The sequence below is a fragment of the Tepidanaerobacter sp. EBM-38 genome (assembly GCA_001896545.1).
In the GTDB taxonomy this organism is placed as follows: domain Bacteria; phylum Bacillota; class Thermosediminibacteria; order Thermosediminibacterales; family Tepidanaerobacteraceae; genus Tepidanaerobacter.
On record MPOT01000025.1, the window covers coordinates 146,989 to 158,487 of the forward strand.

An 11,499-nucleotide genomic window follows, 5' to 3' on the forward strand; every position below is an offset into this window, starting at 1 on the left:
CTTTGGAGGAATGGAAAATGTTAAAAAATCAAATTGATATATGGATTGAAAACAACAAATCTCATTTGATAGAAGATATAATTTCACTTATTAACATTAAAAGTGTTAAAGAACCTTACTACGGGAAATATCCCTTTGGAACAGGTTGCGGGAAGGTCTTGGATAAAGCACTTGCCATGAGTGAGAAATATGGATTTTCAACAAAAAATCATCAGTATTATTGCGGTACAGCGGTGCTTGAAGGAAAAACAGATAAAGAAATCGGTATTTTTACTCACTTAGATGTTGTTCCGGAGGGTAATGGTTGGGAATATAGTCCCTATGATGCAGTTGTAGAAAAAGGGTATATTATCGGACGGGGTTCGGGGGACAACAAAGGGCCTGCTATGGCTGCGCTCTATGCCGTCCGATGCTTACATGAATTGGGTATTGAGCTGAATCACTCCATCAGAATATTTTACGGATGTGACGAAGAGACCGGTATGAGTGATGTGAAATATTATTTAGACCACCACCAGGCACCAAGTTTTTCTATTGTACCTGATTGTGCCTTTTCAGTTTGCAATGGGGAAAAAGGTATTCTTCAAATGGAACTAGCAGGCAAAATATCTGATTCTAATTTGAAAAATTTCTATGGTGGAACCGTATCAAACATGGTTCCTGATACCGCCTGTGCTGTTTTGAGTTGTGATGACAAAGAACAAATTATAAATATGATAGCAGAGCAAAAAACTGAAGGTATTTTCGCTTCCTGTGAGGGCGAATGTCTAAAGATTACCGCAAAAGGAGTTTCAGGTCATGCGGCTTTCCCGGAAGGAACGATTAATGCCATTCAAAAACTTGCTGCATTTCTCAATAAATACTCACTGGTGGAAGAAAATGACAGTAAGGTTCTTTATTTCATTGAGGATGCTTTTCACGATGCTTATGGCGGCGGGTTAGAAATTGCCTACAGTGATGATATATCAGGTAAGTTGACACATGTCGGTTCTGTTGCCGAGATGGAAAATGGAGAACTGACTATTAAAATAAATATTAGATATCCGATTACAACTGATCAAGAAAATATGATTCGTAAAATACATGAAGTTGGTAATCGTTATGGTGTATATGTAAAAAGCTCAGATAACAATCCACCATCATATGTATCAGCAGATAGTGAAGCAATTCAAGCAATGAATGACATATGCAATGACGTTCTAAATACCGACTATGAACCTTATGTAATGGGCGGAGGAACCTATGCACGAAAATTGCCTAGGGCAGTTGGATACGGCCCCGGAATTTTAAATGACCCAAGTCCTTTTGGGACTAAGCGAGGCAACGGTCATCAGCCGGATGAATGTGTTAAGATTAGAGATTTGACAAATGCGATTAAGATTTATGTACTGGCTCTGATACAATTAGATGAAATTTTACCATGATATATAAACAACTCTTTATTTTGATGTAATAAAATTTAAAGAGGCTGCTTAACCTGTTAAAAAACGGAGGGGTTAGAGTTGGCTTTAGACAAAGAAAAATATCAAGCTTATATTTCTATTCTTAAAGAAGAACTGGTGCCGGCACTGGGATGCACTGAACCGATTGCAATTGCTTATGCTGCGGCTAGAGCCCGTGAGGTGCTTGGAAGCTTTCCAGACAAGGTGATTGTAAGATGTAGCGGGAATATTATAAAAAATGCCAAGTCAGTAATTGTGCCCAACACCGGGAATTTAAAGGGCATTATAGCTAGTGCTTTGGCAGGTATTCTTGTAGGAGATAGCACAAAAGAAATGAGTCTGTTGGAGGAGCTCACAGAGTCAGATATTGCAAAGATAAAAGAATTAATGCAGACAGACATCTGCCGGGTTGAAATGCTCAAGTCCGATGCTAACCTGCATATTGTTATACAGGTTATGTATGCAGATAATGAAGCTTCAGTTGAAATCAAACATACCCATACCAACATCACTAGAATAGAGAAAGACGGAAAGCTAATTTTTCAAAAGAAATGCAAAGGGGAAAACCTTAATGGGTTTTCTACAGATAGAAGCACACTCAATGTAAGGGACATATTTGATTTTGCAAACACAGTGAAACTGGAAGATATAGTTGATCTTTTAAAGGGGCAGATTGAGTATAATCTGTCGATAGCACGGGAGGGGATTAACGGTAATTATGGATGCGGTGTAGGTAAAATGCTTATAGAATGTTACGGAGATAACACATTTACCAAAATCCGCGCTTATGCTGCAGCCGGCTCAGATGCAAGGATGAATGGGTGTAATTTACCTGTTGTTACCAATTCCGGCAGTGGAAATCAGGGGATGACCACGTCACTACCGGTAATTATCTATGCACAAGAAAAAAAGATTGATCAGGAAAAGATGTACCGTGGATTAGTGTTATCAAATCTTATTACTATCCACCTGAGAAGTGCGATGGGCAGGTTATCAGCCTATTGTGGAGCTGTCTGTGCAGCCTGTGGAAGTGGAGCCGGTATAACATATCTTGCCGGTGGTACCCTGAAACAGATTGAAAGAACTATAACGAACACTCTTGGCAATGTTTCGGGGATCGTTTGCGACGGAGCAAAAAGTTCCTGCGCAGCTAAGATTGCATCAGGACTTGACGCAGCAATTATGGCACATTTTCTGGCAATGAGGGGCACGGCCTTTGAAACCAATTCCGGTATCATAAAAGAAACTGTGGAAGATACCATAGCTGCTGTTGGAAGATTAGGGCACGATGGAATGAAAGCAACTGATGTTGAAGTATTGAAAATTATGCTAGGCCAATAGCAATATTATAAAATTATTAAAAGGACGACAATGGGTCATGAAAGATTTTAGCATACCTAAAAAAACCCTGTAGACACGATTTGATAATCGATTCTAAAGCCAAATACTTCACCGCTAATCATCAGTTAAATCATCACGATATAAGTTGGAATATAATCTTCCCACTTAACTTGAAAAAACTCCATTTCTCTAAGCTTTGATAAAATTTGATATAAAAAACCCATTGGCTGCAAGGCTTTGAGTAGTGTTTAAAAAGTTGTAACTGTCAAAGACCCGTATTTATTGTATATTAAGAAAAAATCGTCTTGTATTAAACGATGTTTATTGTTATAATGAAATTACTTTAGAAAAACAAATATTTCAAAGGTGTAGGCGTCAACTTAAGATTGACTAAAAGGGAAGTCGGGTGAAAACCCCGCGCGGTCCCGCCACTGTAAAGGTGAGCTGCCTTATACTGAGCCACTGGGAAACTGGGAAGGCATAAGGAGCGATGAACCTGAGCCAGGAGACCTGCCTATGCTGATTTCACTATCCTACGAGCGATAGGGAGGTGTAATCTTTGAACTGCTTAGGCGATAAAGCCCCTTGATGTTGGTAGTCGAGGGGCTTTTAAAATGGTAAAAGATAGGATATTTAATTTATGAGATATTTTATTAGAGCAAGGTTGGCAATCTGCTTATTTTAAATAGTAATGTTAAAAAAGAAGGCACGAAAATAAAAGTTAAATTTGGAGGTATTTAAATGACTAAAAAGATATGCGTAATTGCCGTTTTATTATGTATAATGCCTAGCACAGCTTTTGCCATGCACATAATGGAAGGATTTTTACCGCCTGTGTGGGCTGCCGTATGGTATTTAGCTACAATTCCCTTTGTAGTTGTCGGTCTTTCATCAATAAAGAAGTTAATCCGTGAAGATCCCAGCAATAAAATGCTACTGGGATTTGTTGGAGCATTTGCCTTTGTGCTGTCGGCCTTGAAACTGCCTTCAGTGACAGGAAGTTGTTCTAACCCTACAGGTGTTGGGCTAGGAGCTATCTTGTTTGGGCCTTGGGTTATGAGCGTGATAGCATATAAACTTGCAAAAAAGATGGGAGCATCAAGAAGCGTAGCTGTATTTTTGGCAGCAGCTTTAGGAGATCTTATGACATATGTTGTTACATCTTTTCAACTGGCAGCGGCCTTTCCAGAGGTCTGATTATTTTGCTTATGGCATGCATTATAACCATCAAAGGTAAAATATCGCCAAAAACGTATTTGAACTTAATCTTCCTTCCCCTTGCTTTCCTTGGGATGAGCATTTTACCTATAGTGATAAATTTTGGGGCAAGCGCCGAGCAAAGTCTCATATATTTCCAGGTTTTTCAAACAACCATGTGTGTTATAATATTCAACGAACCTACAGCCTATCTAGATCCCAAGCACTGCCGTATTCTCCTTGAAACCCTTGATGTGCTGCATCAAAGCGGAAAACAGATAATCCTTTCAACACATGATGTTAATTTGGCCTACGGCTGGGCGGACAATATATTAATCATCAAGGATGGCAAACTTCTGAAGTCGGGAACTCCGGAAGAAATTTTTGCAAATGATGAAGTTCTAAAGCAGGCCGACCTTCAAAAGCCCATGCTTTTAGAAGTATATGAATTACTTTTTGAAAAAGGACTCATTAGCAAAAGACAGCCAAAATCAATAGAGGATTTAAGGTGCATACTTTAAAATAAGAGGACTGGTTATTTATGAACAGAGGCATAATGATAGCCGGGACCAACAGCGGTTCCGGCAAGACCACCATAAGTCTTGGAATAATGGGCGCTCTTTCTAAAAGGCTCAAAGTGGTGCCGTTTAAAGTAGGACCGGACTATATTGACCCTGCTTATCATAAACTCGTAAGCGGGAGTCCATCCTATAATTTAGACCTTCATATGCTGGGCGAAGAAAGGCTTGTAAAATTATTTTATGAAAAAACCGCGCGGGGAGATATCTCTATAGTAGAAGGTGTGATGGGGCTTTTTGACGGCAAAGATTCTTCGGGATTTGCCAGTAGCGCTCATGTGGCTAAAATTTTAGGCATACCGGTGATATTGGTTGCGGATGCCGGCGGCATGTCTAGGAGCGCCTCGGCCATGGTTAAAGGCTATAAAGATTTTGATCCTGAATTAAACTTAGCCGGAGTTATATTTAATCGTGTGGGGGGAGATAGTCATTTTGAACTTTTGAAGGAATGCGTAGAAAAAGATACGGGGCTTTGTGTCCTGGGCTATCTTCCAAAGGATGAAAAACTTGTAATTCCAGAGCGGCCCATGGGTCTTATGCCCCCGGAAGAGATGAAAAACCTTGAAGCAGGTCTTGAAAGATTAAATTATTTAGTGGAAAAACATATAGATTTAGCCAGGATTTTTACAATTGCAGAGAGCGCACACATACCCGTCTCCTCTAATGAATATCGCAAATCCGCAGATACCGGCGACAAAAAGCCCAAAATCGCAGTTGCCATGGATGATGCCTTTTGTTTTTACTATAACGCTTCCTTGGAGCTTTTCGAAGAAAAAGGTGCCAAGCTTGTACCGTTTAGTCCTTTAAAAGATACGCAGCTTCCGGAAGGGATATCCGGCTTGTACATAGGAGGAGGTTTTCCCGAAAACTTCGGCTGGCAGCTTAGCCAAAACAATTCTATGAAGGATTCCATATTTTGTACCATCAATGCAGGCCTTCCCACATATGCAGAAGGCGGCGGTCTGATGTATCTTGCAAAGACTGTTTATGACAGATGCAGCAAGGCTTATCCGATGGTCGGTATATTTGATTGTGAAACAGTAATGACAGACAGGCTCCAGAATTTTGGATATGTGACGGCAGAAGTGGTAAAGGACAATGTTATTGCACCTTCTGGTACTATAATAACAGGCCAGGAGTTTCACTATTCTAAGATAAATGGTAATTTGAACAATGCAAGCTATATTATAAGAAAGCCGGAACAAAACCGTAAGTGGCAATGCGGCTACACTTATAAAAATTGCCTCGCCTCTTATATGCATATAGATTTTTATGCATATCCTAAGCTTTTGGATAATTTTCTAAGTAAATGCAGGCAAATGGATGATAAGGAGTAAAATTATGGATAAAACTTTACTTATTCTAGCTCACGGCAGTAAAGCCCAATCTACTACTGAAGTAATCTATCAAGTTCGTGAAGAAATTGCAAAAAGGAATTTATATAAGGATGTAAAAGTGGCCTTTATGGAATTTAACCACCCGAATATTTGCGAAGCTTTTGATGAAATTTATAAAGAAGGCTCTAGACAGGTGGTAGCAGTACCCATGTTTTTATTTGAAGGAAACCACATACGGTATGATATTCCAGAGGAACTTATGAAGGTGAAAAATGCTTATCCAGATTTGGGAATTTCACTTGCAAAGCCAATAGGCTTTGACAAGCGCATTGCAGATATTTTAATCGAAAGGGCTGCAGAAAAACTATGGGAAATTTAAGCTATGTGAAAACACCTGAAGGCATAGAGAAAAAGAGCTTTGAGATAATAGAGGAAAATGTTGACAAATCAAATTTTGATTCTAAGGACTGGAATATTGTTCGAAGAGTTATCCACACTACGGCAGATTTTGAATTTGCCAATTTGCTAAAATTGTCACCCGGTGCAATCGAAGCAGGGATTTTGGCAATACAAAAAGGATGCCGTATCTATACAGATACCAGGATGGCCGAAGCAGGAATTAATAAAAAAGCGCTTAAACAGCTGGGATGTGAGGTTCTATGCATGGTAGACGACGTGCAGGTGCTAGAGATGGCAAATCGCGAGGGCATAACCCGTTCCATGGCCTCCATAATAATGGCCTCCAAATTTCCAGATATAAAGATTTATGTTTTAGGGAATGCCCCTACGGCATTGTTTAAGCTGATTGAACTTATAAGGGAAGGGAAAGCCAATCCTGATTTAATAATCGGCGTTCCGGTAGGATTTGTGGGAGCGGCGGAATCAAAAGAGGAACTTTCTAAGCTTTCGGTTCCACATATAATTACAAAAGGACAAAAGGGAGGCAGCACCATAGCTGCCGCAATAGTTAATGCACTAATGTATATGAGTCTTGAGGAGAAAACTCTTAAAGATGGATAAATATATTGTAAAGAACGGGAAAAAACTTCGATACGGCTATACTACCGGCAGCTGCGCAGCCGCTGCCGCAAAAGCTGCAACTTTTGCGCTTTTTCACGACAACATCCCCAGGGAGATTGAAATTGACACCCCAAAAGGCTGGCCGCTTAAACTTCCGATAGCCTATTTTGAAAAAGGGGAAGATTGGTCAAGCTGCGGCATTAAAAAAGATGGCGGCGACGATCCTGATGTGACGGACGGCCTTATTGTCTACTGCAAGGCAGAGCGCGCCGCAGAAGGGGTAATAATTGCCGCCGGCGCCGGAATAGGCATTGTCACAAAACCCGGCCTTCAAGTAAAGCCGGGGGAACCTGCCATAAATCCGGTGCCGCGGGCTATGATAAAAAACGAAGTTTGCAAAGTACTTCCCGAGGGCTGTGGTGTAAGGCTTACCATAAGCATTCCCGGCGGTGAAGAAGTTGCCGAAAGGACTTTTAATCCGATGCTGGGAATTAAGGGAGGGCTTTCGATTATCGGCACTACAGGAATAGTTGAACCTATGTCCACCGAGGCCCTAAAGGATACACTGGCAGTTCAATTGTCAATACTTGCAGCCCAAGGACATAAAAAAGTAATCTTGGTGCCGGGCAATTACGGCAAAAATTATGCACTAAAATCCGGTGAAAATCCGGAGCTTATCGTATCCTATGGCAACTACCTGGGGTTTGCCCTGGAAAAAGTAGTGGAATATGGTTTCAAAGATGTTTTGTTAATCGGAGATATCGGCAAACTCATTAAAGTAGCCGCAGGCATATTTGATACAACGGGGAAAGTTGCCGATGCCCGCAGTGAGATAATGACAGCATATGCAGCATGTTTTGGAGTCACAAAGGATGTGGCGATAAATTTGCTAAATTCTGTTACAACTCAGGAAGCTCTAAATATTATCGAAAAAGCTGGCATAGATATGGAGAGTTTTAGTAAATTTATTGCCGAAAGAATTGTCGCACGCTGCATGTGGTATACAGGGAAAAGCTTGAATATAGAGGTAAAAATTTTTTCATTAAATCGAGGCTTTCTGGCAAAAGCCCATGGGAAAGGGGAAAATTCCAATTGATAACTGTGGTAGGCATCGGTCCGGGACATCCTGACTATATAACTCCAATTGCTCTAAAAAAGATACAATCCGCCGATGTTATCATAGGCGGCCGGCGGCAGCTTAAAATGTGTGAAGGGGTTTCGTGCACGAAAATATTGTTCGATGGCAAATTGGATTTAGAAAAAGCCTTGGTCAATCCCGGCAATGTAGTAGTCTTAGCTTCCGGCGATCCGACAATATATGGCATCCTCGATAAAATACTCAGCTTGCGAAAGAAAGAGGAGATTGAAGTGATTCCCGGCATAAGTTGTATTCAATACATGCTGGGAAAACTTAAGATGCCAATGAAAGATGTTTGCGTGATAAGCCTTCACGGCAGAGAACAGGAGCTTATAAAAAAAGTCGAGGAATATAAATCAGTAGCAGTGCTTACCGACAAAATACATAGCCCTTGCTACATCGCTCAAAGTTTAAGACAGGCAGGTATTGTTGATGTAAATATATATGTGGGAGAAAATCTATCTTATGAAAATGAAAAGATAAGGGAATTTTCGGTTGAAGAACTTGCCGAAAGCACTCAAAATTTTGACTTAAATGTGGTGGTGATAACTAGGTGTGGCAGTATGGATTCGGCATCCCTGACGAGCTTTTTATAAGAGGCAATGTGCCCATGACAAAGCAAGAGATAAGGGTTTTAACGCTTTCAAAAATGCGGCTCAAAAACGACAGCATAGTTTGGGATATAGGCGCAGGCACAGGCTCGGTTTCAGTGGAAGCAGCAGTGCATTGCAAGCAGGGAAGGGTCTTTGCAATTGAGAAAAATCCGGAGGCGGTAGAGCTGCTCAAAGAGAATCGAAATACCTTTAGACTTAAAAATATGGAAATAGTTTGCGGACGAGCGCCTGATGCCCTTTTAAATCTTCCTTGCCCTGATCGCATATTCATAGGCGGAACCGGGGATTTTACCGAGGAAATTTTAAAAACAGCCGCCGAAAGACTTGCGCCCTGCGGCATTATAGTGGCAAATGCCATAGCCATAGATACCGTATGCAGCTTGCAGGGGTTTTTTAAGGTAAGATGCTGGGATGAGGATATTACCCTGGCAAATATTTCTACTTCAAAGCAAGTAAAGGGAAAAACAATGATGCTTGCCCACAATCCCATTTATATATTTGCAGCAAGAAAACCCGAAGATAGCAAGAAAGCAGAGGAGCCTTTATATGAATAAATTAGGTAAGTTTTATGGAATCGGAGTGGGGCCGGGAGATCCGGCGCTCATTACTATGAAAGCCGCACAGATTTTATCTAAAGTGGATATGGTCATAGCTCCTGCGGCAGACAAAGAAAGCTTGGCTTTAAAGATAGCCCAGCCCTACATCAATTGTAAAGTTATAGAAATGAATTTTCCCATGATAAGCAATAAAAATAAACTAAATGATATTTGGGACAAAAACGTTAAGACCATTCAAGAAATTCTCCAAGAAGGCAACGACACTGCGTTTATAACGTTGGGAGATCCCATGATATACAGCACTTATACATATATATTATCCCGACTTTGCGGGTGTGAAGTCGAAACAATTCCGGGGATAACATCTTTTTGCGCCGCCGCATCTAAAGTCAATATCCCCATCGCAGAAGGAGATGCTCCCTTTGCCGTAATACCTGTTAAAGATAAAAAATTACTTGAAAAAACTCTAAAGGATTTTGACAATGTTATTTTGATGAAAATATCAAGAAATTACGATGAAGTAGTAAGAGCTCTAAAGGAAAACGGCTTTTGCGCAGTGCTCATAACCCACTGCGGTCAGGAAGATGAAAGGATAGAATTTGATTTAGATAAATATTTGGGCAGGGGCGTAAGCTACCTTTCCCTGATTATTGCCTGGAGGTATAGAAAGTGATTTATTTTATCGGCGCCGGTCCCGGCGATGTGGAGCTTATTACGGTAAAGGGTAAAAAGCTTTTGGAAAGTTGCGATGTAGTCATATATGCAGGTTCTCTTGTAAACCCTGAGCTGCTAAAGTATGCGAAAGGCGAAGCAAAGATTTATAACAGCGCTACGATGAATCTTGAGGAAATTATCGATATCATGAAAGATGCTTTTGAAAGAGGAATGGATGTGGCAAGACTTCATACTGGGGACCCTTCTATTTATGGGGCAATAAGGGAGCAGATGGAAGCTCTTGATAAACTTGCTATACCATATGAAGTAATTCCGGGTGTCAGCTCATTTAGCGCTGCCAGTGCAGTATTAAAGCGGGAACTTACCGTGCCCGGACAAAGCCAAACCATCATACTGACCAGAGTAGAAGGCAGAACGCCGGTTCCCGAAGAGGAAAGCTTAGATGCTTTGGCAAAACATAAAGCAACTATGGCTATTTTCCTCAGTATAAATCAGATTGAAAAAATTGCAGGAGACTTGGCAAAGGTTTATGGTCCAGATGCCCCTGCCGCTGTTGTATATAAAGCCACATGGGAAGACCAAAAGATTGTAGAGGGTACTCTTTTGGATATTGCAGAAAAGGTAAAAGAAGCTGGAATTTGCAAGACAGCACTGATATTGGTGGGAAATTTCTTAGGTGATGAGTATGACTTTTCATGCCTCTATGATAAAACATTTAGCCACGAATATAGATAAGAAGATGAGAGTAGCCATTATTGCCATAACAAAAAACGGAATAAATATTGCCGAAAAAATCAGAGCAGGTATCGGCGGCGATGTTTATGTAAATAGTCGGTTTTTAAATGAGGCTGATTTTAAAAACTATTTTCCGATAAAAACCTCATTTAAGGATTTTGTCCGCCAAATGTTTTCAAGCTATGACGGCCTGATTTTTATAACAGCTGCCGGTATCGCAGTTCGGGCGATTGCACCGGTAATTTGCGACAAAAGAACGGATCCGGCGGTTGTAGTGGTGGACGAACAGGGGAGATTTTCTATAAGCTTGCTTTCCGGGCATCTTGGCGGGGCCAATGAACTTGCATCAAAAGTGGCTCGGGTTCTAAAATGTATGCCGGTAATTACTACCGCCAGCGACATTCAGGGTTTTGAGAGCATAGATGTTTTAGCCAAAAAACTCGGCCTTTATATTGACAATTTCTCGGATTTGCCGAAGGTGAGCGCCTGTCTTGTAAACGGTGAGAAGCTGGCATTATCGGTGGAAAAAGGCTTTCCATATGAAAAGCTGGCACATCTTGCAGAGCACTCAGAAGTATTTTCACATGATTTGCCTAAAGATGCCAAAGCTGCTGTATTTATAACGGATGAAGAAATATTGCCTCCTCCCATACCTTACGTAATCTTACGGCCTCAAAATACAGTGCTCGGTATAGGCACAAGAAAGGGCGCGCCTTATGAGGCACTGCTGGCGCAAGTCAAAATGGCTTTAAAGGATTTTAACTTGAGCGAAAAAAGCGTGGGCTGTATTGCGTCAGTGGATATAAAAAGAGAAGAAAAATGTATACTGCAATTGTCTGAGTGCTTAAATGCGCCGCTTAAACTA

The 11,499-nt window shown here is 40.9% G+C and carries 12 protein-coding genes, 1 pseudogene and 1 riboswitch; all 13 genes and pseudogenes read left to right on the plus strand.

The genetic code is table 11. From position 1 onward, the window contains the following. Nucleotides 1-17: 17 nt before the first annotated feature. On the plus strand, nucleotides 18-1,424 hold the full coding sequence (locus BUC45_RS02550; RefSeq protein WP_296970061.1) for a Sapep family Mn(2+)-dependent dipeptidase: 1,407 nt from the start codon (nucleotides 18-20) through the stop codon (nucleotides 1,422-1,424). Nucleotides 1,425-1,502: 78 nt separating this feature from the next. Then, nucleotides 1,503-2,783, plus strand: a complete 1,281-nt coding sequence (locus BUC45_RS02555) for an L-serine ammonia-lyase, iron-sulfur-dependent, subunit alpha (RefSeq protein ID WP_296970063.1) — start codon at nucleotides 1,503-1,505, stop codon at nucleotides 2,781-2,783. A 353-nt stretch (nucleotides 2,784-3,136) separates the two neighbouring features. After that, a riboswitch (cobalamin riboswitch) is annotated at nucleotides 3,137-3,316 on the plus strand. A 208-nt stretch (nucleotides 3,317-3,524) separates the two neighbouring features. Beyond that, a pseudogene (locus tag BUC45_RS02560) lies at nucleotides 3,525-3,971 on the plus strand (energy-coupling factor ABC transporter permease); the annotation flags it as partial. 20 nt (nucleotides 3,972-3,991) lie between these two features. Further along, the gene (locus BUC45_RS02565; RefSeq protein WP_296970066.1) at nucleotides 3,992-4,501 is read left to right on the plus strand and encodes a hypothetical protein; all 510 of its coding nucleotides are present in this window, start codon (nucleotides 3,992-3,994) and stop codon (nucleotides 4,499-4,501) included. Nucleotides 4,502-4,521: 20 nt separating this feature from the next. Then, nucleotides 4,522-5,895 carry a cobyrinate a,c-diamide synthase gene (locus tag BUC45_RS02570; RefSeq protein ID WP_296970068.1) on the plus strand — a complete coding sequence of 458 codons (1,374 nt, stop codon included), beginning with the start codon at nucleotides 4,522-4,524 and terminating at the stop codon, nucleotides 5,893-5,895. Nucleotides 5,896-5,899: 4 nt separating this feature from the next. Further along, nucleotides 5,900-6,274 carry a CbiX/SirB N-terminal domain-containing protein gene (locus BUC45_RS02575; protein ID WP_296970070.1) on the plus strand — a complete coding sequence of 125 codons (375 nt, stop codon included), beginning with the start codon at nucleotides 5,900-5,902 and terminating at the stop codon, nucleotides 6,272-6,274. Next, nucleotides 6,262-6,915: a precorrin-8X methylmutase gene (locus tag BUC45_RS02580; RefSeq protein WP_366749555.1), complete on the plus strand. Its 654-nt coding sequence runs from the start codon at nucleotides 6,262-6,264 to the stop codon at nucleotides 6,913-6,915. Before BUC45_RS02575 ends, BUC45_RS02580 begins: the two co-directional genes overlap by 13 nt. Further along, the gene (gene cbiD / locus BUC45_RS02585) at nucleotides 6,908-8,011 is read left to right on the plus strand and encodes a cobalt-precorrin-5B (C(1))-methyltransferase CbiD (protein WP_296970074.1); all 1,104 of its coding nucleotides are present in this window, start codon (nucleotides 6,908-6,910) and stop codon (nucleotides 8,009-8,011) included. The genes BUC45_RS02580 and cbiD overlap by 8 nt, the downstream gene beginning before the upstream one ends. A 5-nt stretch (nucleotides 8,012-8,016) precedes the next feature. After that, the gene (gene cbiE / locus BUC45_RS02590) at nucleotides 8,017-8,649 is read left to right on the plus strand and encodes a precorrin-6y C5,15-methyltransferase (decarboxylating) subunit CbiE (RefSeq protein WP_296970089.1); all 633 of its coding nucleotides are present in this window, start codon (nucleotides 8,017-8,019) and stop codon (nucleotides 8,647-8,649) included. Further along, complete coding sequence (gene cbiT, locus BUC45_RS02595) at nucleotides 8,607-9,221, plus strand: precorrin-6Y C5,15-methyltransferase (decarboxylating) subunit CbiT (protein WP_296970076.1); 615 nt, start codon at nucleotides 8,607-8,609, stop codon at nucleotides 9,219-9,221. The genes cbiE and cbiT overlap by 43 nt, the downstream gene beginning before the upstream one ends. Continuing rightward, nucleotides 9,214-9,897, plus strand: a complete 684-nt coding sequence (gene cobI, locus BUC45_RS02600; RefSeq protein WP_296970078.1) for a precorrin-2 C(20)-methyltransferase — start codon at nucleotides 9,214-9,216, stop codon at nucleotides 9,895-9,897. The genes cbiT and cobI overlap by 8 nt, the downstream gene beginning before the upstream one ends. Continuing rightward, entirely contained in the window at nucleotides 9,894-10,634 is a 741-nt protein-coding gene (gene cobM / locus BUC45_RS02605; RefSeq protein ID WP_296970080.1) for a precorrin-4 C(11)-methyltransferase, read from the plus strand. Before cobI ends, cobM begins: the two co-directional genes overlap by 4 nt. Further along, the coding region (locus BUC45_RS02610) for a cobalt-precorrin 5A hydrolase (protein WP_296970082.1) at nucleotides 10,603-11,499 on the plus strand (897 nt) is incomplete at its 3' end. The genes cobM and BUC45_RS02610, both read left to right, overlap by 32 nt.

What these genes read in the sequence shown, in the direction of transcription:
- BUC45_RS02550 (WP_296970061.1), top strand. Translation starts at nt 18, where the DNA reads ATGTTAAAAAATCAAATTGATATATGGATTGAAAACAACAAATCTCAT.
- BUC45_RS02565 (WP_296970066.1), top strand. Translation starts at nt 3,992, where the DNA reads ATGGCATGCATTATAACCATCAAAGGTAAAATATCGCCAAAAACGTAT.
- BUC45_RS02570 (WP_296970068.1), top strand. Translation starts at nt 4,522, where the DNA reads ATGAACAGAGGCATAATGATAGCCGGGACCAACAGCGGTTCCGGCAAG.
- BUC45_RS02575 (WP_296970070.1), top strand. Translation starts at nt 5,900, where the DNA reads ATGGATAAAACTTTACTTATTCTAGCTCACGGCAGTAAAGCCCAATCT.
- BUC45_RS02580 (WP_366749555.1), top strand. Translation starts at nt 6,262, where the DNA reads ATGGGAAATTTAAGCTATGTGAAAACACCTGAAGGCATAGAGAAAAAG.
- cbiD (WP_296970074.1), top strand. Translation starts at nt 6,908, where the DNA reads ATGGATAAATATATTGTAAAGAACGGGAAAAAACTTCGATACGGCTAT.
- cobI (WP_296970078.1), top strand. Translation starts at nt 9,214, where the DNA reads ATGAATAAATTAGGTAAGTTTTATGGAATCGGAGTGGGGCCGGGAGAT.